Source organism: Bacillus sp. FSL R10-2201 (assembly GCF_038008665.1).
In the GTDB taxonomy this organism is placed as follows: domain Bacteria; phylum Bacillota; class Bacilli; order Bacillales; family Bacillaceae_G; genus Bacillus_A; species Bacillus_A mycoides.
This window is the reverse complement of the sequence record NZ_JBBOZP010000001.1, coordinates 3,792,815-3,815,891: the sequence shown is the minus strand read 5'-3', so window position 1 is coordinate 3,815,891 and position 23,077 is coordinate 3,792,815. Positions and strand designations below refer to the sequence as shown.

The following is a 23,077-nucleotide window of genomic DNA, read 5'->3' as shown; positions in this document are numbered from 1 at the left end:
TTTTTCATGTGCAAAAGAAATCAGCACATGCTGGTTTCTTTTGTACATATTCCATAATAATGAAATGAATCAGGGGGCTGAATTCCGTGGCATTTGAATTTAAACTACCAGATATCGGTGAAGGTATCCACGAAGGTGAAATCGTAAAATGGTTTATTAAACCAGGCGATGAAGTAAATGAAGATGATGTACTTCTTGAAGTACAAAATGATAAAGCAGTAGTAGAAATCCCTTCTCCTGTTAAAGGTAAAGTACTTGAAGTACTTGTAGAAGAAGGAACAGTTGCAATTGTAGGAGATACATTAATTAAATTTGATGCTCCTGGATACGAAAACCTTAAATTTAAAGGTGACGATCATGATGAAGCTCCAAAAGCTGAAGAAGCAGCAGTAGAAGCGCCAGCAGCGGAAACTACTCCAGCAGCAACTGCAGAAGTAGTAAATGAGCGTGTAATCGCTATGCCATCTGTTCGTAAATATGCTCGTGAAAAAGGTGTAGATATTCATAAAGTAGCTGGTTCTGGTAAGAACGGCCGTGTTGTGAAAACTGACATCGATGCATTTGCAAATGGTGGACAAACTGTAGCAGCAACTGAGGCTCCAGCAGCAGTAGAAGCTACTCCAGCAGCAGCAGCGAAAGAAGAAGCACCAAAAGCACAACCAATCCCAGCTGGTGAATATCCAGAAACTCGTGAGAAAATGAGTGGTATCCGTAAAGCGATTGCGAAAGCAATGGTTAACTCTAAGCATACAGCTCCTCACGTAACATTAATGGATGAAGTAGATGTAACAGAACTTGTTGCTCACCGTAAGAAGTTCAAAGCTGTTGCAGCTGACAAAGGTATTAAATTAACTTACCTTCCATACGTTGTAAAAGCTTTAACATCTGCATTACGTGAATTCCCAATGTTGAATACTGCTTTAGACGATGCTTCTCAAGAAATCGTTCATAAACATTACTTCAACATCGGTATCGCAGCTGATACAGACAAAGGTCTATTAGTACCAGTTGTTAAAGATACAGATCGTAAATCTATCTTTACTATTTCTAACGAGATCAATGAACTTGCTGGTAAAGCACGTGATGGTCGTTTAGCTCCAACTGAAATGAAAGGTGCTTCTTGCACAATTACAAACATTGGTTCTGCAGGTGGACAATGGTTCACTCCAGTTATCAATCACCCAGAAGTAGCAATCCTTGGTATCGGCCGTATCGCTGAGAAACCAGTTGTGAAAAACGGTGAAATCGTTGCAGCTCCAGTATTAGCATTATCTCTAAGCTTTGACCATCGTTTAATTGACGGCGCAACTGCTCAAAAAGCATTAAACCAAATTAAACGTCTATTGAATGACCCACAATTATTAGTAATGGAGGCGTAATAACAATGGTAGTAGGAGATTTCCCAATTGAATTAGATACAGTCGTTGTTGGTGCAGGTCCTGGTGGATACGTTGCGGCAATTCGTGCAGCACAATTAGGTCAAAAGGTAGCGATTATTGAAAAATCTAACCTTGGTGGCGTATGCTTAAACGTTGGATGTATTCCTTCAAAAGCGTTAATCAATGCAGGTCATCGTTATGAGAATGCAATGCATTCTGATGACATGGGTATCACTGCAGAGAACGTAAAAGTTGACTTTACAAAAGTTCAAGAATGGAAAAACGGCGTAGTTAAGAAATTAACTGGCGGTGTTGAAGGCCTTCTTAAAGGTAACAAAGTTGAAATCATTCGCGGTGAAGCTTACTTCGTAGATGCTAACACATTACGCGTAATGACTGAAGATGCAGCACAAACTTATACGTTTAAAAATGCTGTTCTTGCAACTGGTTCTACACCAATCGAAATTCCAGGATTCAAATACTCTAAACGTGTTATCAACTCTACAGGCGCTTTAAGCTTACCTGAAATTCCTAAAAAACTTGTTGTAATCGGCGGCGGTTACATCGGTATGGAATTAGGTACTGCATATGCTAACTTCGGTACAGAAGTTACTGTAGTAGAAGCTGGCGACGAAATCTTAGCTGGTTTCGAAAAAGCTATGAGCTCTGTTGTTAAACGTGCTCTACAGAAAAAAGGTAACGTAAATATCCATACAAAAGCTATGGCTAAAGGCGTTGAAGAAACAGAAACTGGCGTAAAAGTTAGCTTTGAAGTTAACGGTGAAATCCAAACTGTAGAAGCAGATTACGTATTAGTAACTGTAGGTCGTCGTCCAAACACTCAAGAAATCGGTCTTGAGCAAGTTGGAATTAAAATGACTGACCGTGGCATTATCGAAATTGATGAGCAATGCCGTACAAATATTTCAAACATCTATGCAATCGGTGATATCGTTCCTGGACCACCATTAGCTCACAAAGCTTCTTACGAAGGTAAAGTAGCTGTTGAAGTAATTAGTGGCCATGCATCAGCAATCGATTACATCGGAATTCCTGCAGTATGCTTCACTGATCCAGAATTAGCATCTGTTGGTTACACTAAGAAACAAGCTGAAGAAGCAGGAATGACAGTAGCTGTATCTAAGTTCCCATTCGCTGCAAACGGTCGTGCGTTATCATTAAACAGCACTGACGGTTTCTTACAACTTGTAACGCGTAAAGAAGATGGTCTTCTTGTAGGCGCGCAAGTTGCAGGTGCAGGTGCTTCTGATATTATCTCTGAGATTGGTTTAGCTATCGAAGCTGGAATGACAGCTGAAGATATCGCTCAAACAATCCATGCTCACCCAACATTAGGTGAAATCACAATGGAAGCAGCTGAAGTTGCTCTTGGAATGCCAATTCACATTGTAAAATAATTTAAGTAATGTAAATACCCCATCTCTTATTTAAAGAGATGGGGTATTTTTATTTTCATAAAATGACTTGCAAGGTCTTTATATGTACTTGTCGAATGAATATATAATACTTTAAATGAACCGTTAGCATATATGCCGTTATATAATATGTAATTGATTCAAACTTAATCCCATATATTAATAAAATAGAGCATGTCAAAGGAGAAGGTTCCATGAGAATATTACATGTTATATTTTATCATTTTCTATTATGGAGTGGTTTTTCCATTGTATTAACATTATCGAATGGTGATAAGTTTCATTATAAAGTAATTCTCTTTTTCGTATTTCTTTATTTGGCATATGTGATTGCATGTTTTGTATTACACGTAAGAAAGCAGGCATTATTCCTTACGTGTTCAAATTGCATACTTTTTTTAATCATATTCTCTATTTTTTAAATTAACGTTTATAGAAATACATTGTTCTTCCATTAAATAGTTGTAACTCTCCTTCTAATTTCTTCGCTAGAAAACGGCTAAATTCATTTGCTTTTCCTTTATCACCAAATGTTGCTGTAGTAGGCAAAGAAACCTGAATAAAAGATTGTTCCTTTTCTATTCCAATCCCAACATAAATAGAATCATATCGATCGTGACTCGATTGGAGTTTTAATGTTGTTGCTGATGTATCTAATATTTCATAAGGAAAAGCTGTATTTGTATAAGCATAATTAATTTGATTACCAGTCTTGGAAGTAACGGTTTTATAGTTATGAAAAAGGTGTTTAACATCTTCTATTGAAACAGATTGTTGATTGGATTTAGGTACAAGTGTGATAAAGGCGTGTTGCATACAAATTCCCCCTTAGCTTAGTAGAATAATATCATTCTACATCCTACTGAATTTTTTGACAATTAAAAGGAGTATTACTTTTTTTGTTTAATATATTAATGAGTAGGAAGTGTTATTTAGAAAGGTGGAAACTCATGTTTGAAAAATTGTATGATGAGCATGAAAGTGTGAAGGTACGATTTTTAGGATTTATGACGCATGATACACGTTATGATTTTGGAGTTATTTATACAAATATGTTTTTTGGAAAGCCACTTATTGTTTGTATGCAAACAGGGAGATCTACTTTGCTTGGGAGAGATGATGTAGAAAATGTTCCATATATACAGGAAACTTTTAAGTTAGGATCGGAAGAGGAGGCGGAGGAGTTAGCTCAATTTTTTAAATTTCTTGTTCCGTCTACTTCTTTGCATGCGGAGTATGAAGAATAATTAACAAGAAACAGTCGTACGTATGAGATATGGCTGTTTTTTTGTGTTAATATCGCATACTAATTTAATTTTAAAATATTTAATGTGTTATACTAAAAACCTATTGACGTAAAAAGTATAACATATTAAAATAAAGACAGAAAGTTAAGCGGTTACAAAAGTTTTTGGGATTATAAACTTAGGGGGAAATGAAAAATGGGAACAATCGTATGTCAAGATTGTGAAGGTACAATTGCACACTTCGAGGATGAGAAAGTAACGGTACTTTACGGGAAATGTGGATCTTGCGGATGTGATCACACAGAACATACAAAAGCCCAATAATTGATAGGAAATTGACAGCTAAAAGTTTTTAGGACCATAAACTTAGGGGGAAATGAAAAATGGGAACAATCGTATGTCAAGTTTGCGAAGGAACAATCGGACATTTTGAGGATGAGAAAACGACAGTACTTTATGGGAAATGTGGTTCCAATTGTGACTGTGCTAGTAGAGACAATGCGAAAGCTTAATCATATATAAGTAGATTATTCTTAAAAATCAGGGGGAAATGAAGATGGGAACAATCGTATGCCAAGTTTGTGAAGGAACAATCGCACATTTTGAAGATGAAAAATCAACAGTACTTTATGGGAAATGTGGATCTCATTGCGAATGTGACCATAAAGAACATACAAAAGCTTAATAATTAAGAAAAAACGCCTACACATGTAGGCGTTTTTTTAATAGATTGTAGTTGTATGTCCGACTGTTGCAACAATTGCATCATCTCTAATAGGAATAAATCCAATTGATGTTTGTGGCGTGTTAGGAGGGGCATATTGACTCATCATACGGCTATCAATACGAGTAATAAAATCGGTTAAATAAGCTGAAATAAAAGCATAAGGGATCCTTCGTTCATTTAATGAATAAATAATTTCCTCTTTCGTTTTTACGCCTACGCCATGTCCGTAAAAAAAGAAGTTTCCTAGATAGATTGTATTTTCTCCTTGCCACTCAATCGTAGCTGGATTAACTTGTGGGTTTTTAAAGTAAACGAGGTCACCTGGAACGATATCGCCACTCGTTTTTGTTATGAGCTTTAAGTCGCGATCGTAGTCCCATGTATAAAGTAAGAGGTTTGCGAATAGACGGTTGAAAGTTTTTTCCTCATATAATGATAGTAATGCTTTGTAAAAAATGATAATCATTGCGGTGGCACATTCAGTTCCATATAGTTTTCCGTTTTTAAAAATATCTTGGATGGCAATGGAAGGGGCTATGTTTGGAAGTAGTTGAAATCCGCCAAGTGATGTTCTTTCCCAAAACTGAGGATTGCAAAAAGATTGTTGAAACGTACGAAACTGAAATCCACTTTGAAAAAGTTCTAGCGCGGAAGTAATAATATTAACTCGTAAATTAAGATCAAAGCTGAGTTCATCGGCTGTTCGGAAGGAATAAACTTCTTGATTTCCCGCCATTATGGATAAAATCTGTTGTTTTTCAGCTGCAAATGGCTCATATTCATTTGTGATATAAGGGTGTACAATAGAACGGCCTATCACAATCATAATGGTATCCCCACCTATACGTTACAGATTTCGCGATACGGGAAAGCCTATATTGGACTTTAGACATAGGATGAAAGTATCGCTTTTTCATAGAAAAACATTTATCCCGCTATTTGCGGGCAGTAAGAATTCCACCTCAAAATTCGGCTGGAGCCCTGCTGCCCGTAAACGCCCGATTGGTGAAGGCTAATAATCAGTGGGGATGAACAAAACCCCACTGATTAAAGTTTCACTTTATATTTTGGTAGACTTTAACTACAGACAAGTACAAGTCTTTAAAACGCCAATGTGTTCTTTGAAAAAAGATAGCATAGGGAGTTCGATAGCCGAATTCAAGCTATCGGTAAAATGATATGTGTCGTCAAGAACAAGACGCTAAAACACCTGAACACGAATCTGTACGGTATGGTATAAGTACCGTAGCTCACGAACCTATACGATTTGTTGTGAGAGTGGTGATGGCACACCGCAATCTTGCACGTCAGCGATACCAGAAATGGACTTCGCCTTAGGTAGCAAGAATCCCACTGATGTTAGTCAGCTTGCCCCATTAGGGTGGGAATGTCAAATTCTTTAGTATCGTATGAAAAAAAGAGAAAAAAGGTGAAAGAAAAGCCTATCAACTGATAGGCTTGTACTCTTTAATAACACGTAATGTTTGTAATGTCATATCTTCAGGACCTTGTACAGGTAACCCAGCTTCTAAATTTTTAAGAATATACTCTAAGTTATCTTGTGTAATAATTTCCCCCGGAGTAAAGATTGGAATCCCTGGCGGATAAACCATAACAAAATCAGCTATAATACGACCTGCTGCGTTTTCAAATGGAATGACTTCTGTTTCTGAATAAAAAGCATCTCTAGGAGAAAGTGCTAGCACAGGTATTTCTGGTATTTCTACTTGTACTTGAACACCTTTGTCTGCTCTATTTCTATATGTTGCTGCTAAATCTTGTAATGCTGTAATAAGTGTATCTGTTTCACTTTCTGTATCTCCAAATGTGATAAGACAAAGTATGTTATATAAATCAGAGAGTTCTACTTCAATGTTGTAATGTTCTCTAAGCCATACTTCAGCCTGATGGCCTGTAATACCTAAATCTTTTACAGATACAATTATCTTTGTAGGATCATAGTTAAAAGTAGCATCTGTTCCTAGCATTTCTTTTCCGGGACAATAAAGATGCTCAATAGCATTAATAGCATCACGAACATGCTCAGCTAATTGTATTGTTTGTTCTATGAGAGCTGTTCCTTCTGTAGCAAGACGTTTTCTAGCAACATCAAGGGATGCTAACAAAATGTAAGAAGTTGATGTAGTCGTAAGCATGCTAATAATGGATTGGACATGCTTTACGTTCACAAGACCTTCTTTTACATTAAGAATAGAGCTTTGGGTTAAAGACCCACCTAATTTGTGAACACTTGTTGCTGCCATATCTGCACCTGCTTGCATAGCTGATATTGGTAGTTCATCATGAAAATGGATATGAACACCGTGAGCCTCATCAACAAGTACAGGAATATCGTAAGAATGAGCTAATTCTACAATCTGCTCTAAATCTGCAGCAAACCCAAAATATGTTGGATTTATAACAAGTAAGCCTTTCGCATCTGAGTGCTCTTCAAGAGCCTTTTTGACAGATTGAATTGTGATCCCATGTGAAATACCGAGCTTCGGATCAATCTCAGGATGCATGAAAATTGGTTTTGCACCTGAGAAAATAATAGCTGACATTACTGATTTATGCACATTCCGTGGCACGAGGATTTTATCCCCAGGACCGCACACGCTCATCACCATTGTCATAATTGCACCACTTGTACCTTGAATAGAAAAGAACGTATGATCTGCACCGAAAGCAGCGGCTGCTAAATCCTGTGCTTCTTTAATCATACCTTTTGGATGATGTAAATCATCGAGCGGCGCAATATTAATTAAATCAATTGCTAATGCATTATGCCCAATAAATTCGCGAAATGTAGGATCCATGCCCTGTCCTTTTTTATGACCAGGAATATGGAATTGAACTGGATTTCGCTTACTGTGCTCAACTAAAGCGGTAAACAATGGTGTTTCGTATTGGGACAATCTATACACCCCTTCTTCTTCGTAATATTTATTAGAGTTTGTTTTATATGATTTCATCTCATTCTAAAAGGAAATTAAGATGACAAACTTTTAGAACTTGACTTGTTTTTCTGCCATTCGCAAAAGCCTTTTTGGGGATGGTAGTCTCACTTTATTCTCTATAAAACAAAAGCATTATATCACCAATAATTATAGATGTATAGAAAAATCTCATTTTCAAGGTGAGTATGTTTAATAGTTATATTTTAAATGCTGCAAAGAGGAAGACAATTCCATTGAAATGGATAAATGGTGTATAATGCAGAGTGGCTATAGTGAAGAATAAAAGTTTGTCTTAAAGGTAGCATAATGGAAAAAGAAAGAATACTGAATGAGGTGCAAAAATGGAATATCAATATCCACTTGATTACAATTGGTCAAATGAAGAAATGGTAGCAGTTGTAAAGTTTTATGAAGCGATTGAAAAGGTATATGAAAAAGGAGTTTTGAGAGAAGATTTGATGGAATTATATCGTCGTTTTAAAGAGATTGTGCCATCGAAGGCAGCGGAGAAAAAAATTGATAAAGAATTTCAAGAAGTAAGTGGATATTCTATATATCGTACGATTCAAAGAGCAAAAGAAGTAGCAGAAAAAAAGATTGTAAAAATGTAAAAAGATTTTGAAAATTAAAATACAAAGTGCTATAATGTGATAACAACTAAAAACGGACAATATAAATTGTCCGTTTTCTACTATCGATTACAAAGTGCATATAAAGGAAGGAGTGGTTGCATCGTAGATTCAATCTTAGCAAGGAATTGTTCGTTGGTCATTGCTGAAAACTCCTCTGGTGATATATGAATACCGACTAATAATTCTGCTTTTTTCACAGTAGCTAAACGTTCAATCATCTTTTGTAAGTCTTCCGTTTCAAGCGTTTCATGTAATTTTACACCTGGTTTAGTATGGTCAATGGACCAAACGAAGTCATTTGGAATATTTGTTTTTAAATCATTTAAATGTTCTAAGAAGGCGTGAGCCGTCTCCACTTTTTGTGGACACTCATAGATTAAACCAAAGTATATGAAGGCATGAGTACCCCATAAACCAATTTGGAAGTGTGGTAACATTTTATATCCACGTTTATTTGTTGAAAAAGCAACCCAAGTATCGTTTGGTGGATTGACTTTGCGGCGTGCATGTTTTGCTACATGGTAGAAAAAGTTTTCGTCAGTTTGTTGTGATAAATATGCTGCAAACTGTTCCCCTAAAGCGTCTAGCTTAGGATGAATATTCGTTTTAATTGCGCTCATTCGTTCTTCAAGACCATCAACAGTAAAGACTTCAAAATCAGTTGATGTGAATGTTTGTAGTGTCATGATTGTTCCTCCAACTCCTATTTTGTTTTAATTTTAGCATAGCTTGTACTATTCATAAAAAAAACAGCACAAAAAAATTTAAATAAAAAAATATAATTTTGTTGCATAGATGATTTATCCAACATAGTATAGTATAAAACAAAAAATCAGAAAATTGAATCAATTCTAGTCCGAGGGCAGACGAATATTGGGAGGAGGCAAAAAAATGAGACAGGTGATTAATGCGTTAAAGAGAACAGATGCTGAAAAGAGAATTCCGGTGCTACGTTTGGAGCTAGATTATGAATTAGCAACTTTATATGATGCGATGATGGATAACGACAAACAGAAAAAAGAAGAGTGCGTACAAAAATTAGAAGTGTTAAGACTTGAAATGATCCGTTTAGAAGCGTAATAATAGTATATGTATAAATAATTAGTTGGTGCGAACCTTATAAAGGGTTCGTTTTTTCTGTGAACAGTATAGATCGGAGTGTTTAAACATGCAAGAAGTATGGAAAGACATCGATACACACGCGAAACAGTGGATTCGAGAAGCCGGAGAACAATTAATGGCGTCACTGAAAAAAACACTTATTATAGAAACAAAGTCAAATGCAGCTGATCTAGTAACAAATATGGACCGAGAAACGGAGCAGTTTTTAATTGGGAAAATTAAAGAAACATTCCCGGCTCATAACATTTTAGGAGAAGAAGGCTATGGAGATGAGATTACCTCTTCTAATGGGGTTGTTTGGTTAATTGATCCAATTGATGGCACGATGAACTTTGTTCATCAAAAAAGAAATTTCGCAATCTCAATCGGGATTTATGAGAACGGTATCGGAAAGATTGGTCTTATTTATGATCCAGTTCATGACGAACTATATCATGCGGTAAAGGGAGAAGGGGCTTTTTGCAATGATTTAGCTATTCCCATGTTGGAAAAAGGAACGGTAGAGCATGGAGTTATAGCTTTGAATGCGATATGGCTTACTGATAATCCATTGCTTAATATGGAAAAAATGATGATGCTCGTTAAGAAGGCGAGAGGTACGAGGTCATATGGTTGTGCAGCGTTAGAAATGGTATATGTTGCCACGGGAAGATTAGACGCATATGTAACACCGCGCTTATCGCCATGGGACTTTGGCGGGGGACAGATTATTGTAGAGGAAGTTGGCGGTAAAGTGACAACGTTCTTGGGAACGCCTCTTTCTATTGTAGAGAAAAGCAGTGTGTTAGTTGCAAAACCAGGAGTATACGAAGAATTATTACCATTTGTATCGCAATAATGAAAAAAGTAAGAGGCATAAAGAAGCTTCTTACTTTTTAATGTTATTGCGATTTACGCATTTTTCTTTTTGTTACAAAACCGTATCCAACTGTAACAAATGTGCCGATAATGCAAATAATAATGCCGATGGGACTATTTTCAGCAATCATAATTCCGATACCAATTAAGAAGATAACACCGATAATTGCTGTTAATAAAAAGCGATATTGAATGTGTTCCATTTCTTCACCCTCCAATCTTATTTTACTTTCACAAAAGTAAGAATACAACTATATTTTCATTCTTGATTTTATTTTGATTGCCATTGTATCCCCTTCGCTCTTATAATAGAGAAGGATTAAAAAGACATTAGGAGTTGGACATGTTGAAAAAACGACAAGATTTACGAAATATAGCAATTATTGCCCACGTTGACCATGGTAAAACAACACTTGTTGACCAGTTATTACGTCAAGCGGGGACGTTCCGTGCGAATGAACATATTGAAGAACGCGCAATGGACTCAAATGATCTAGAAAGAGAACGTGGTATTACAATTTTAGCGAAGAATACTGCGATTCACTATGAAGATAAAAGAATTAACATTTTAGATACACCTGGTCACGCTGACTTCGGTGGAGAAGTAGAACGTATCATGAAAATGGTTGATGGTGTTCTACTTGTAGTTGATGCATATGAAGGTTGTATGCCACAAACACGATTTGTTTTAAAGAAAGCTCTTGAGCAAAACTTAACTCCAATCGTTGTTGTAAACAAAATTGACCGTGACTTCGCTCGCCCTGATGAAGTAGTTGATGAAGTAGTTGACTTATTCATCGAACTTGGTGCAAACGAAGATCAATTAGAGTTCCCAGTTGTATTTGCATCAGCAATGAACGGAACAGCAAGCTTAGATTCAAATCCAGCAAATCAAGAAGAGAATATGAAATCATTGTTTGACACAATCATTGAACATATTCCAGCACCAATTGATAACAGCGAAGAGCCACTTCAATTCCAAGTAGCACTTCTTGATTACAATGACTATGTTGGTCGTATTGGGGTTGGACGCGTATTCCGCGGTACAATGAAAGTAGGACAACAAGTTGCATTAATGAAAGTTGACGGAAGTGTAAAACAATTCCGTGTAACTAAATTATTTGGTTACATTGGATTAAAACGTCAAGAAATTGAAGAAGCAAAAGCTGGAGATTTAGTAGCTGTTTCAGGTATGGAAGACATTAACGTAGGTGAAACGGTATGTCCGGTTGAGCATGAAGAGGCTTTACCATTATTACGTATTGATGAGCCAACATTACAAATGACATTCCTTGTAAATAACAGCCCATTTGCAGGTCGTGAAGGTAAATTCATTACTTCTCGTAAAATTGAAGAGCGTCTTCGTTCACAATTAGAGACAGATGTAAGTTTACGTGTAGATAATACAGATTCTCCTGATGCATGGATCGTATCTGGACGCGGAGAGTTACATTTATCAATCTTAATTGAAAACATGCGTCGTGAAGGTTATGAACTACAAGTATCTAAGCCTGAAGTAATTATTAAAGATGTCGATGGCGTAAGAAGTGAGCCTGTAGAGCGCGTACAAATCGATGTTCCTGAAGAATACACTGGTTCTATTATGGAATCAATGGGCGCACGTAAAGGTGAAATGTTAGATATGGTGAATAACGGAAACGGTCAAGTTCGCCTTACTTTCATGGTTCCAGCACGTGGGTTAATTGGTTACACAACAGAATTCCTAACATTAACTCGTGGTTATGGTATTTTAAACCACACATTTGATTGCTACCAACCAGTACATGCTGGACAAGTGGGTGGACGTCGTCAAGGTGTTCTAGTTTCACTTGAAGCAGGAAAAGCATCACAATACGGTATTATGCAAGTTGAAGACCGTGGTGTAATCTTCGTTGAACCAGGTACAGAAGTATATGCTGGTATGATCGTTGGAGAACATACACGTGAGAATGATTTAACAGTTAACGTTGTAAAAATGAAACAACAAACTAACATTCGTTCTGCGACGAAAGATCAAACTTCAACAATGAAAAAACCACGCTTAATGACTTTAGAAGAGTCATTAGAGTACTTAAACGATGACGAGTTCTGTGAAGTAACTCCAGAATCAATTCGTCTACGTAAAAAGATTCTTGATAAGAGTGAGCGCGAAAGAGCTGCTAAGAAAAAGAAATCTGTTGAAGCATAAAATAATAGAACAGCTACCTTTTATAAAGGTAGCTGTTTTTTTGTTTTATGTTTATTTTTTTAGAATATTTACTCTTTTTTGTAGACAGTATTTTTTTTGCGAGTTACTCTTGTATTAAGTACATAAAGAGAATTTGTTTCATGAGAAGGGGTGAAAGATAGTGTTAGAAAGAATGTCATTTTTCGCGAAACTTTGTAAAGTTGATGAAAATCCAGAGTTAGGGATGTGGTTACTTTATGGAACAATAATTTTATTAAGTGCACTTGTATATAATTTAGGATTTGCAAGGAAGCTATCGGTACTAAAAAATATAGTGATATATATTTCTTTAGCAATTGGATGCACGGTATTAACTTTTTTTGCAGTTTTTTTACCCGTTGGAGAGGGGCTCGTTGTAGCGGCAATTGTACTTGGAATTTATAGACTGCGTTTACGTCAAGCTAAACAACAAAAAACAGGGTGAAAAAAGGAGGGGCTTTCATGCGCTCAGTACAAGATGCATTATATAATTGGTTAACAATTAAAACGGTTGCGGAAGCACGTCCAGATGATAGAGCTGCACAAGAAACGTATGTATTATTTCAAAATATGATATATGAAGAGCATAAATTACGAAATGTAGAAGTTGAAAAGAACGAGGAAATGTATTTGATTACATATGAAATTGATGGAGAAATAAGGTGTGCAAGATTTCCGGTAGAAGCCATTGATTGTTTTTTGGATCAGATGAATCGTGAACCAGAAAAATACAAATAAGTCCTTATCTATATGATTAAGGACTTATTTCCGGTTTACCAATCGTCTTCTACTTTTTTATCACGATATAATCGGAAATTACCACTCGCATGGCGTTCCATAGTACGCTCTGCAATTCGTTCCGTACATTCCATGCACATATATGTATGAATAGGGCGATTACGCAGTTTTTTTGCCATAGGATTTTCGTCATCTAACATATCTTTTTTATCACAAATCATACATCTGACTCTCATTTCGTCACCTCAATACGAATTCTATCAGTATAAGTATATCATGGAAGCATAATGTTTTTGAATAATAGCGGGAAAAAATAATATTTTCGCAATTCGAAAAATAGGTTATGATAAGGATATATAAATAATATTTGGAGGTGGAAATATGGCGAATGTAGTTGAGCCTACATTGACAGGTGATTTAGTACAATCTTTGCGTAAAGAGTGTATCGTTATGATAGCAACAACAGATTTCGAAAAACAAATTCCTAACGTAAGTGCTATTTCTTGGGTATATGCAGTGAGTGAAACTAGTATTCGATTTGCGGTAGATCAACGCTCACGTATTGTGGGGAATATACGGCATAGTGCAGGGGTTGTATTGACTATAATGGCGAATGAATCCGTATTTTCCATAAGTGGTGAAAGTGAAATTTTAACAGATAGAATGGAAGGGATTCCTCTAAAATTAACGGTAGTAGAAGTGAATGTACAAGAAGTTCGTGATGTTATGTTTTATGGTGCGAAACTTGCTACTGAACCAACATATGAAAAAACATATGATCTTCGAGCAGCTAAAAAGCTTGATAACCAAGTATTAGTAGGAATGAAAGAATTATAAAGAAGATGAATAGGAACATCGTTCATAAACTTTTACAAGTGAGTATTGTGATTTAATGTGAAAAATTATAATAAAAAGTAATATATTGAATAGAAATGAATAAAAAATAAAGAAAAGGTTTAATTTCTATGAATTTCGATTCTACCTCGTTTTTACGGTACATATAATTATAACAATGGTTCGTCCATATTTTATGGATGAAACCCTTGTTCTACAAATTTAAAAGTGGAGTCAGGGGGTAACAGGTTGGATAAAATTTATGTGTTAGATACGAATGTACTTTTGCAGGATCCTTTATCTATTTTTTCATTTGCAACAAATGAAGTAGTGATTCCAGCAGTTGTATTAGAAGAGGTTGATTCGAAAAAACGTTATATGGATGAAGTAGGACGAAATGCTCGCTATGTATCTAAGTTAATCGACAAATTTCGCGAAATAGGAAAGCTGCATGAAAGTATTCCGTTAGAAAACGGCGGTACATTTCGTATTGAATTAAATCATCGCTCATTTGTTCAACTGCAAGATATTTTTGTAGAAAAAACAAATGATAATCGAATTTTAGCGGTAGCGAAAAACCTCTCTTTAGAAGAACAAGAAAAAGAGGACGGGAAATCAGTTATTTTAGTAAGTAAAGATGTACTCGTAAGGGTAAAAGCTGATGCAATCGGATTGCAGGCCGAAGATTATTTAAGTGACCGAGTAATCGAAGTGGAAAATATATATTCAGGATTTTTAGAAGGGTATATATCAAAAGAACAGTTAGATTATTTTTATGAAAAAGGTGAACTACCTTTATCTGAAATCGCAAATCATCCTTTTTATCCAAATCAGTTTGTTGTAATGAAAGATGCACTAGGGGGTTCTAGTTCTGCACTTGGGATTGTGGATCATTTAGGTAAGAAGGTAAAAAAACTTATTTTTCACAATGAACAAGTGTGGGGGATACGCCCACGAAACGTGCAGCAAATTATGGGATTAGAATTGCTACTTCGGGAAGATATTCCACTTGTAACGTTAACAGGGAAAGCCGGTACAGGAAAAACGTTACTTGCATTAGCTTCGGGACTAATGCAAACGGAAGATTTAGGGTTATATAAAAAACTACTTGTCGCGAGACCAATTGTACCGGTAGGGAAAGATATAGGCTATTTACCAGGAGAGAAAGAGGAAAAATTAAGACCGTGGATGCAGCCGATTTTTGATAATCTAGAGTATTTATTCAATACGAAAAAGCCTGGGGAGCTAGATGCTATTTTAGCTGGAATGGGTTCGATTGAAGTAGAAGCGCTTACCTATATACGCGGGAGAAGTATTCCAGACCAGTTCATTATAATTGACGAGGCACAAAATTTAACGAAGCATGAAGTAAAGACGATACTAACAAGGGTAGGCGAAAAAAGTAAGATTGTATTAATGGGGGATCCTCAGCAAATTGATCACCCGTATTTAGATGAATATAATAACGGTTTAACATATGTTGTAGAGAAGTTTAAAGAACAACGTATTAGTGGTCATGTAAAGTTTGTTAAAGGAGAGCGTTCTAATTTAGCACAACTAGCAGCGGATTTATTATAAAAAGGAGTGAGCTTAAGCTCACTCCTTTTTTGCCTTTTAATTATACAATTTAAATGATTGTAAATTTACGGATGTTACGAATCGGATTTTGTCTATTAGATCCATCATGGAAATATAGATGAACAGGCCCGTCTTCTCGTAATGGTTTACCTTCTTTTGAAAAACCGAGAATAGCTTTATGAGCTGTTTCTAACGGAAGTGTAATTGTATTGTCTGTGGTTTCAATTTCGACATGAGTAGCATCTTCTAAAATTTCAGCATTTTTTAGAAATGGATGAAGTGGTATGCCAAAGGTCCCGTTAATAAGCTGTTCTTTTTTATATTTCTTTACACTTTGTTGTATTGGCGGGAAGGCAGCACCATCACGGATTTCGCGATCCCAATGCTCTGAAGTATGTTTTAAGTATGTTTCTAATTCGGATGATTCTTCTCTAGTTTCATCAAAGTAGGTTGTCAAATCTATTTTTCGATCATCGAAAATCCATACAGTTGGATCGATAGTGATTGGAAAACGAACTTTTCCATTAATAAATAAAATTTCGCTCATTGTTGTTCCCCCATTTGTGTTATACTCCCACTTTTCAGTATAATAGTATTAGACACTGTTGTCACAAAAAATGTTTCTATTGCAATTTATTAAAACTATCGCTAATATTAATAGATATGAGAGAGTAGGACGGAAACGGAGGGAATCAATTTGGCGTCTGAGACAGTATCAAATCATCAGGAAAAGGCACTAGCCCTTCTACAAGCGGATGCAGAGAAGATTTTAAGACTTATTAAGGTACAAATGGACAATCTTACAATGCCGCAATGTCCATTATATGAAGAAGTTTTAGACACACAAATGTTTGGACTATCCCGCGAGGTCGATTTTGCGGTTCGCCTTGGTCTTATTGCAGAAGAACAAGGGAAAGCAATGTTAGGAGAGCTCGAACGTGAGTTGTCTGCACTTCATGAAGCATTTACAAACAAACAACAATAACGGGTTCAAATAAGGGGGCTCAAACTGAAATAGTTTGGGCTTTTTATTTGTATAATAAAGAAGGAAGAACCTATATACATATGGAATACAACAATAATTAAATTGAAACAGAAAGAGGAAATGAAATGAAAAAAGTATGGAAATCGATGGATTATTCCTTATTACTTCCTCTTGTTATCTTATGTGTGCTGGGAGTAATAATGGTATATAGTTCTAGTTCCATTGTTGCGATTTCGAAGCATGGGAAACCAGCGGATTTCTTTTTTAATAGGCAAGTATTAATTCTAGCTGTTGGAGCGATAATGTTAGCGATTATCATTGCTATTCCTTATAAACTTTGGAGGAAGCGAATAGTTTTAATAGCAATGGGAATAGGTAGTGTTGGTTTATTAGCAGCAGCCTTGTTTTTCGGTAAGGAAGTAAACGGTGCAAAAGGGTGGATATTAGGTATACAGCCCGCTGAATTTGTTAAAATATCGATTATTATTATATTAGCTCGTTTTTTTGCGAGAAGACAAGAGACAGATACTCCTGTTTTTAAAGGATCGGGACTTACGCTTGGTTTTGTTGGATTGGCAATGTTTTTAATTTTAAAGCAAAATGACTTAGGTACCGATTTATTAATTGCGGGAACGGTTGGAATTATGTTTCTTTGCTCGGGGGTACGGATTAATTTATGGATAAAACGAATCGTTTTAACTGCCATAGTGTGGATTCCGGCACTATATTTTCTCGGGAATTATGCATTAAGCAAGTATCAAAAGGCACGTTTTTCCGTTTTTCTTGATCCATTTAATGATCCTCAGAATGATGGATTCCAATTAATAAATTCTTTTATTGGAATTGCTTCAGGAGGGCTAAATGGTCGAGGATTAGGGAACAGTGTGCAAAAATATGGATACTTACCGGAACCGCAAACAGATTTTATTATGGCAATTATATCTGAAGAGCTTGGTTTTATAGGTGTAGCTGTCATTTTAATTTGTTTATTACTTATTATTATTCGGGCATTTAGAATTGCACAAAAGTGTAAAGATCCATTTGGAAGTTTAATAGCAATTGGAATTGCAAGTTTGTTTGGAGTTCAAACTTTTGTTAATGTCGGTGGTATGTCTGGGTTAATACCGCTTACAGGGGTGCCATTACCATTTGTTAGTTATGGTGGGAGTTCTTTGTTAGCTAATCTGCTTGCAATGGGTATACTGTTAAATATTGCTAGTTATGTAAAACGACAAGAGAAACAACAAAACAAATTGACTAACGAAATAGAACAAGGTGGACCGCATCTTGTTGTTGTAAAATAAAAAACACATTGAGCTCTAGAGTTCAATGTGTTTTTTATTTTGTTAGATTTTAAATGTGATACAATATTGATTGTTTTAAAATGAAAAGTATATTACATTTAAGTTAATGTGATATACAATATTGTTGTTAGAAAAGGAAGAGGTATGCTATACTATTTTTGTGAAACAAATTGATCAGAAAACTTATCATTTGTTGAAAAATAAGGTATGATGGATAAAAATAAAGTGAAGCTTTCTAAGTATAATATAATGTAGAAAGTGAAGAACTTCACGCTCTTTAGAGTGTGTATGTATTTTATCTCTAGAGTGGTAGGAAAATAGAGGGGGAAAATCATGACAAAGCTGCAACGTATTCAAAAAGTATTGGTAGCTAACCGTGGAGAGATAGCAATTCGTGTGTTCCGAGCATGTTCAGAACTTGGATTAAACACAGTTGCGATCTATTCTAAAGAGGATAGCGGTTCTTATCATCGCTATAAAGCCGATGAGTCCTATTTAGTTGGGGAAGGGAAAAAGCCAATTGATGCTTATCTAGATATTGAAGGCATTATTGAGATTGCGAAAAGTAATCATGTAGATGCAATCCACCCTGGATATGGTTTCTTGTCAGAAAATATTCAATTTGCAAAACGTTGTGAAGAAGAAGGGATTATCTTTATCGGTCCAAAAAGTAAGCATTTAGACATGTTTGGAGATAAAGTTAAAGCAAGAACACAAGCGCAGCTAGCACAAATTCCAATTATTCCTGGTAGTGATGGTCCAGTAAATTCAATAGAAGAAGTTGAAGAATTTGCTGAAAAGTATGATTACCCGATTATTATTAAAGCATCCCTTGGTGGCGGCGGTCGCGGTATGCGTATTGTACGTGCTAGTGAAGAATTAAGAGAATCGTATAATCGCGCGAAATCAGAAGCAAAAGCAGCCTTTGGTAATGATGAAGTGTACGTTGAAAAATTCGTTGAAAAACCTAAACATATAGAAGTACAAATTTTAGCAGATGAAGAAGGTAATGTTGTTCATTTGTATGAGCGTGATTGCTCTGTACAACGACGCCATCAAAAAGTAGTTGAAATTGCACCGAGCGTGTCGCTTTCAGATGATTTGCGTCAGCGTATTTGTGATGCTGCAGTAAAGTTAACGAAAAATGTAAATTATTTAAATGCTGGAACGGTAGAATTCCTTGTAAAAGGTGATGAGTTTTACTTCATTGAAGTAAACCCACGTGTTCAAGTTGAACATACGATTACAGAGATGATTACAGGAGTGGATATCGTTCAATCGCAAATTTTAATAGCTGATGGACATGCATTACATAGCGAAATGGTAGGTGTTCCTAAGCAAGAGGAAGTGGTTGTGCATGGATTTGCAATCCAATCTCGTGTAACAACAGAAGACCCACTTAATAACTTTATGCCTGATACAGGAAAGATTATGGCGTACCGATCAGGTGGTGGTTTTGGTGTTCGTCTTGATACAGGTAATAGTTTCCAAGGTGCAGTTATTACACCGTACTACGATTCTTTACTTGTAAAAGTTACTACTTGGGCACTTACTTTTGAACAAGCCGCTGCAAAAATGGAACGTAACTTAAAAGAATTCCGTATTCGTGGTATTAAAACAAATATTCCATTCCTAGAGAATGTAGTAAAACATAAAAACTTCTTATCAGGAGAATATGACACTTCATTTATTGACGCGTCACCTGAACTATTCTTGTTCCCGAAACGTAAAGACCGCGGAACAAAAATGTTAAATTATATTGGTACAGTAACAGTAAATGGCTTCCCGGGAGTAGGGAAAAAAGAGAAACCAATTTTCCCAGATGCTCGTATACCAAATGTGATACACTCAGAGCCAATGCAAAATGGAACGAAACAAATTTTGGATGAGCGTGGAGCGGATGGATTAGTAAAGTGGGTACAAGATCAAAAGCGTGTACTTTTAACTGATACAACATTCCGTGATGCACATCAGTCATTACTTGCAACTCGTGTTCGTACAAAAGATTTACATCACATTGCAGAGCCGACAGCGAGAATGTTACCAAACTTATTCTCAGCAGAAATGTGGGGCGGTGCAACGTTTGATGTTGCATATCGTTTCTTGAAAGAAGATCCATGGGAACGATTACTAGATCTTCGTGAAAAAATGCCAAACGTTTTATTCCAAATGTTACTTCGTTCTTCAAACGCAGTTGGATACAAAAACTATCCAGATAATTTAATTCAAAAATTTGTAGAATGTTCCGCGCAAGCCGGAATTGATGTGTTCCGTATTTTTGATAGCTTAAACTGGGTAGAAGGCATGAGAGTTGCAATTGATGCTGTACGAGATACTGGTAAGATTGCAGAAGCAACAATGTGTTACACAGGAGACATTCATGATCCGTTACGCAGTAAATATGATTTAAATTATTATAAAAATTTAGCAAAAGAGTTGGAAGCATCAGGAGCTCACATTTTAGGAATTAAAGATATGGCGGGCTTACTAAAGCCAAACGCAGCATATGATTTAGTTTCAGCACTAAAAGAGACGGTGTCGATTCCAATTCACCTGCATACACACGATACGAGCGGAAATGGTATTTTAACGTATACGAAGGCGATTGAAGCAGGTGTTGATATTGTCGATGTAGCGGTGAGTTCTATGGCTGGTCAAACGTCACAGCCGAGTGCGAATACATTATACTATGCGTTAGGTGGAAACGAAAGACAACCAGATGTTAATATAGACTCATTAGAAAAACTATCTCATTATTGGGAAGATGTACGAAAATACTATGCTCCATTTGAAAGTGGTATGAATGCTCCTCACACAGAGGTATATATGCATGAAATGCCGGGTGGACAGTATAGTAATCTTCAACAACAAGCAAAAGCGGTTGGTTTAGGAGATCGCTTTGATGAAGTTAAAGTGATGTATCGCCGTGTTAATGATATGTTTGGCGATATTGTAAAAGTAACACCATCATCTAAAGTTGTCGGTGATATGGCATTATTTATGGTTCAAAATCACCTAACAGAACAAGATATTCTAGAACGTGGACATGCTATGGACTTCCCAGGATCTGTTGTTGAAATGTTCTCTGGAGATTTAGGACAACCATATGGTGGTTTCCCGAAAGAATTACAAAAAATTATTTTAAAAGGGAAAGAGCCATTAACAGTAAGACCGGGTGAATTATTAGAACCAGTAGATTTTGATGCTTTAAAAGAAGAGTTATTCCACAAACTTGGACGCGAAGTAACAATTTTTGATGTAGTCGCATATGCATTGTATCCAAAAGTATTTATGGACTACGAAAAAGTTGCTGGGATTTATGGAAATGTATCTGTGCTTGATACACCGACATTCTTCTATGGTATGAGACTTGGTGAAGAAATTGATGTGGAAATCGAGCAAGGTAAAACATTGATGGTTAAACTAGTTTCCATTGGGGAGCCACAGCCAGATGGAAATCGTGTGCTTTACCTGGAGTTTAATGGACAACCGCGTGAAATCGTAGTGAAAGATGAAAGCGTGAAATCAACTGTTGCACAGCGTGTGAAGGGGAATCGTGAAAATCCAAATCATATTAGCGCAACGATGCCGGGAACTGTTATTAAAGTAGTTGTAAAAGAAGGCGATGAAGTGAAAAAAGGTGATTCCATGGCAATTACAGAAGCTATGAAAATGGAAACGACGGTTCAAGCGCCATTTAGTGGTAAAGTGAAAAAAGTATATGTAAATGATGGGGATGCAATTCAAACGGGAGATTTACTCATTGAATTAGATCATTAAAATAAAGAAAAAGAGCTGTGCGAAAGCAGCTCTTTTTTGTGTGTAAATAATACCTTGCCGAATTGGCAAGGTATTAAAGTTTTACTTTATTTTGTTTGCTTAGAAGTTGATTCAGTTTCTTTTGCATTGACTGTACTTCTTGTACCTATCATAACTAAATAGCATAGTACAGCAAACAGGCAAGAAATGAAGAGCGAATGTAATAATGCCATTGCTAAACTAGCATTTGTAAATACGACTAAAATCCCTACTATAGCTTGAAGTGTAACAAGGATAAATGAAATAATCCATCCCCAGTATACTACACGCTGCTGCTTGTAATGGCGAATAGCGATAATCATCGCATATAGTATCCAAGCGAAAATTAACATCGCTGCAACTCTATGTCCCATTTGAACCCACTCATGTAGTTGAGTTGGCATAGGTCTATTTTTGCTACATAAAGGGAAGTCTGGACAGGCTAAGGTAGCTCGTTCGTGACGTACTAAAGCTCCTGTGTAGACAACGATATAACTGTAAATTGTTACACCATAAATATGAAATTTCATTTTTTTGTCCATAATGAGTGAACGTGCATCAAATTTCTGATCAATTTCAAAAATAAGACACGTTAACAAGATGACAGAAGCAAATGAAATTAAGGAAATACCGAAATGAATAGCTAATACAGCAGGCATTTGACCCCAAACAACCGCCGCCGCCCCCATTAATGCTTGTGCAACTAAAAATACGAAGGATAAAATTGCTAACGTCTTTGTTTCGCGCACATGTTTATAATATTTCCAGGACAAGATACAAAGAAGAGTAACAAGGATTCCTGCTGATCCAGATGTTAAGCGGTGACTTAGCTCAATAATAGTCTCCATTGATAAATTAGATGGAACAAATTCACCGTTACAAAGAGGCCATGATTTGCCGCATCCTTGGCCTGAACCCGTTTTTGTAACTAAAGCGCCTCCTAGTAAAACTACTAATAAATCGAGACTTGTAATGACTGCTAACCATTTAATAAAGCGTTGCAATCTCTTTCACCATCTTTCTGCTATGAAGTTATTGCGAAATATTTTCATTCCATTATGTATAGAATAAAACGTGCTACAGTCCTATGATATATAAAAAATAATAAAATAGCAAAGAAATGGAGGGCGAGGACAACGTACGTATTATAAAGAAAAAAATGGGATTTAAAATACATATTTTAGGAGGAATTTAGGCTATTTTGAAAAGAAATGGGGAGAATACATGCTAAATATGACAAAATAGTTTATTATAGAAGATAACATCATGTTAT

The 23,077-nt window shown here is 36.1% G+C and carries 26 protein-coding genes; 18 read left to right on the top strand and 8 right to left on the bottom strand.

Annotated elements, in window-relative coordinates; translation table 11 throughout:
• The first annotated feature begins 86 nt into the window (after nucleotides 1-86).
• The 3 genes from pdhC to NSQ69_RS19535 all read left to right on the top strand — a co-directional run bounded on the left by pdhC (nucleotide 87) and on the right by NSQ69_RS19535 (nucleotide 3,237).
• The gene (gene pdhC / locus NSQ69_RS19545; RefSeq protein WP_002033838.1) at nucleotides 87-1,379 is read left to right on the top strand and encodes a pyruvate dehydrogenase complex dihydrolipoyllysine-residue acetyltransferase; all 1,293 of its coding nucleotides are present in this window, start codon (nucleotides 87-89) and stop codon (nucleotides 1,377-1,379) included.
• A 5-nt stretch (nucleotides 1,380-1,384) separates the two neighbouring features.
• Nucleotides 1,385-2,797 carry a dihydrolipoyl dehydrogenase gene (gene lpdA / locus NSQ69_RS19540; protein WP_002014851.1) on the top strand — a complete coding sequence of 471 codons (1,413 nt, stop codon included), beginning with the start codon at nucleotides 1,385-1,387 and terminating at the stop codon, nucleotides 2,795-2,797.
• 212 nt (nucleotides 2,798-3,009) lie between these two features.
• Nucleotides 3,010-3,237 carry a hypothetical protein gene (locus tag NSQ69_RS19535; RefSeq protein ID WP_002088334.1) on the top strand — a complete coding sequence of 76 codons (228 nt, stop codon included), beginning with the start codon at nucleotides 3,010-3,012 and terminating at the stop codon, nucleotides 3,235-3,237.
• Between the two features lies 1 nt (nucleotide 3,238).
• Here NSQ69_RS19535 and NSQ69_RS19530 read toward each other — a convergent pair whose 3' ends face one another.
• A complete protein-coding gene (locus NSQ69_RS19530; protein ID WP_002128879.1) occupies nucleotides 3,239-3,631 on the bottom strand; it encodes a DUF1885 family protein in 393 nt (130 codons plus the stop codon).
• A 134-nt stretch (nucleotides 3,632-3,765) separates the two neighbouring features.
• On the opposite strand from NSQ69_RS19530, the gene NSQ69_RS19525 reads away from it, so the two are divergent.
• From NSQ69_RS19525 to NSQ69_RS19510, 4 genes are all read left to right on the top strand, one after another.
• A complete protein-coding gene (locus NSQ69_RS19525) occupies nucleotides 3,766-4,062 on the top strand; it encodes a DUF3055 domain-containing protein (protein WP_000462037.1) in 297 nt (98 codons plus the stop codon).
• Between the two features lie 195 nt (nucleotides 4,063-4,257).
• A complete protein-coding gene (locus tag NSQ69_RS19520) occupies nucleotides 4,258-4,386 on the top strand; it encodes a GapA-binding peptide SR1P (protein ID WP_000536778.1) in 129 nt (42 codons plus the stop codon).
• Nucleotides 4,387-4,445: 59 nt separating this feature from the next.
• Entirely contained in the window at nucleotides 4,446-4,574 is a 129-nt protein-coding gene (locus NSQ69_RS19515; protein WP_002033839.1) for a GapA-binding peptide SR1P, read from the top strand.
• A 44-nt stretch (nucleotides 4,575-4,618) separates the two neighbouring features.
• On the top strand, nucleotides 4,619-4,747 hold the full coding sequence (locus NSQ69_RS19510; protein WP_000536785.1) for a GapA-binding peptide SR1P: 129 nt from the start codon (nucleotides 4,619-4,621) through the stop codon (nucleotides 4,745-4,747).
• Nucleotides 4,748-4,784: 37 nt separating this feature from the next.
• Here the strand turns inward: NSQ69_RS19510 and NSQ69_RS19505 are convergent, their stop codons facing one another.
• On the bottom strand, nucleotides 4,785-5,615 hold the full coding sequence (locus tag NSQ69_RS19505; RefSeq protein ID WP_002066931.1) for a protein-glutamine gamma-glutamyltransferase: 831 nt from the start codon (nucleotides 5,613-5,615) through the stop codon (nucleotides 4,785-4,787).
• A gap of 619 nt (nucleotides 5,616-6,234) precedes the next feature.
• Entirely contained in the window at nucleotides 6,235-7,707 is a 1,473-nt protein-coding gene (speA, locus tag NSQ69_RS19500; protein WP_002128878.1) for an arginine decarboxylase, read from the bottom strand.
• 383 nt (nucleotides 7,708-8,090) lie between these two features.
• Between speA and NSQ69_RS19495 the strand changes: the two genes are divergently transcribed.
• Complete coding sequence (locus tag NSQ69_RS19495) at nucleotides 8,091-8,360, top strand: UPF0223 family protein (protein ID WP_002014862.1); 270 nt, start codon at nucleotides 8,091-8,093, stop codon at nucleotides 8,358-8,360.
• An 80-nt stretch (nucleotides 8,361-8,440) separates the two neighbouring features.
• Here the strand turns inward: NSQ69_RS19495 and NSQ69_RS19490 are convergent, their stop codons facing one another.
• A complete protein-coding gene (locus tag NSQ69_RS19490) occupies nucleotides 8,441-9,067 on the bottom strand; it encodes a YktB family protein (RefSeq protein ID WP_002128876.1) in 627 nt (208 codons plus the stop codon).
• 205 nt (nucleotides 9,068-9,272) lie between these two features.
• Between NSQ69_RS19490 and NSQ69_RS19485 the strand changes: the two genes are divergently transcribed.
• Both NSQ69_RS19485 and NSQ69_RS19480 read left to right on the top strand, forming a co-directional pair.
• Nucleotides 9,273-9,461, top strand: a complete 189-nt coding sequence (locus tag NSQ69_RS19485; RefSeq protein ID WP_002121995.1) for a hypothetical protein — start codon at nucleotides 9,273-9,275, stop codon at nucleotides 9,459-9,461.
• A gap of 88 nt (nucleotides 9,462-9,549) precedes the next feature.
• A complete protein-coding gene (locus NSQ69_RS19480; RefSeq protein WP_002033721.1) occupies nucleotides 9,550-10,341 on the top strand; it encodes an inositol monophosphatase family protein in 792 nt (263 codons plus the stop codon).
• A 43-nt stretch (nucleotides 10,342-10,384) separates the two neighbouring features.
• Here the strand turns inward: NSQ69_RS19480 and NSQ69_RS19475 are convergent, their stop codons facing one another.
• Nucleotides 10,385-10,564 carry a DUF5325 family protein gene (locus tag NSQ69_RS19475; protein ID WP_000400127.1) on the bottom strand — a complete coding sequence of 60 codons (180 nt, stop codon included), beginning with the start codon at nucleotides 10,562-10,564 and terminating at the stop codon, nucleotides 10,385-10,387.
• Between the two features lie 140 nt (nucleotides 10,565-10,704).
• Here NSQ69_RS19475 and typA point away from each other — a divergent pair, with 140 nt between their 5' ends.
• From typA to NSQ69_RS19460, 3 genes are all read left to right on the top strand, one after another.
• Nucleotides 10,705-12,549, top strand: coding sequence for a translational GTPase TypA (gene typA / locus NSQ69_RS19470; RefSeq protein ID WP_002014867.1), 1,845 nt, complete (start codon nucleotides 10,705-10,707; stop codon nucleotides 12,547-12,549).
• A gap of 160 nt (nucleotides 12,550-12,709) precedes the next feature.
• Nucleotides 12,710-13,012, top strand: a complete 303-nt coding sequence (locus tag NSQ69_RS19465) for a YlaH-like family protein (RefSeq protein WP_002014795.1) — start codon at nucleotides 12,710-12,712, stop codon at nucleotides 13,010-13,012.
• 17 nt (nucleotides 13,013-13,029) lie between these two features.
• Nucleotides 13,030-13,305 (top strand): hypothetical protein, encoded by a 276-nt coding sequence (locus tag NSQ69_RS19460; RefSeq protein ID WP_002014793.1) that lies wholly within the window; start codon nucleotides 13,030-13,032, stop codon nucleotides 13,303-13,305.
• A gap of 35 nt (nucleotides 13,306-13,340) precedes the next feature.
• On the opposite strand, the gene NSQ69_RS19455 is transcribed toward NSQ69_RS19460, so the two are convergent.
• Nucleotides 13,341-13,541 (bottom strand): YlaI family protein, encoded by a 201-nt coding sequence (locus tag NSQ69_RS19455; protein WP_002094429.1) that lies wholly within the window; start codon nucleotides 13,539-13,541, stop codon nucleotides 13,341-13,343.
• A 145-nt stretch (nucleotides 13,542-13,686) separates the two neighbouring features.
• On the opposite strand from NSQ69_RS19455, the gene NSQ69_RS19450 reads away from it, so the two are divergent.
• Together NSQ69_RS19450 and NSQ69_RS19445 are read left to right on the top strand one after the other, a co-directional pair.
• Entirely contained in the window at nucleotides 13,687-14,142 is a 456-nt protein-coding gene (locus tag NSQ69_RS19450) for a pyridoxamine 5'-phosphate oxidase family protein (protein WP_002014791.1), read from the top strand.
• A 246-nt stretch (nucleotides 14,143-14,388) separates the two neighbouring features.
• A complete protein-coding gene (locus tag NSQ69_RS19445) occupies nucleotides 14,389-15,717 on the top strand; it encodes a PhoH family protein (protein WP_002088317.1) in 1,329 nt (442 codons plus the stop codon).
• A gap of 49 nt (nucleotides 15,718-15,766) precedes the next feature.
• Here the strand turns inward: NSQ69_RS19445 and NSQ69_RS19440 are convergent, their stop codons facing one another.
• Nucleotides 15,767-16,264 carry a hypothetical protein gene (locus NSQ69_RS19440; protein ID WP_002014789.1) on the bottom strand — a complete coding sequence of 166 codons (498 nt, stop codon included), beginning with the start codon at nucleotides 16,262-16,264 and terminating at the stop codon, nucleotides 15,767-15,769.
• 150 nt (nucleotides 16,265-16,414) lie between these two features.
• On the opposite strand from NSQ69_RS19440, the gene NSQ69_RS19435 reads away from it, so the two are divergent.
• The 3 genes from NSQ69_RS19435 (at nucleotide 16,415) to pyc (ending at nucleotide 21,786) form a co-directional block, all read left to right on the top strand.
• Nucleotides 16,415-16,702, top strand: a complete 288-nt coding sequence (locus NSQ69_RS19435) for a YlaN family protein (RefSeq protein WP_000135698.1) — start codon at nucleotides 16,415-16,417, stop codon at nucleotides 16,700-16,702.
• A gap of 125 nt (nucleotides 16,703-16,827) precedes the next feature.
• Nucleotides 16,828-18,006: an FtsW/RodA/SpoVE family cell cycle protein gene (locus tag NSQ69_RS19430; RefSeq protein WP_002128874.1), complete on the top strand. Its 1,179-nt coding sequence runs from the start codon at nucleotides 16,828-16,830 to the stop codon at nucleotides 18,004-18,006.
• Between the two features lie 333 nt (nucleotides 18,007-18,339).
• Nucleotides 18,340-21,786, top strand: a complete 3,447-nt coding sequence (pyc, locus tag NSQ69_RS19425; protein WP_341099617.1) for a pyruvate carboxylase — start codon at nucleotides 18,340-18,342, stop codon at nucleotides 21,784-21,786.
• Nucleotides 21,787-21,872: 86 nt separating this feature from the next.
• Here pyc and ctaA read toward each other — a convergent pair whose 3' ends face one another.
• On the bottom strand, nucleotides 21,873-22,808 hold the full coding sequence (gene ctaA, locus NSQ69_RS19420; protein WP_002014781.1) for a heme A synthase: 936 nt from the start codon (nucleotides 22,806-22,808) through the stop codon (nucleotides 21,873-21,875).
• Nucleotides 22,809-23,077: the final 269 nt, after the last annotated feature.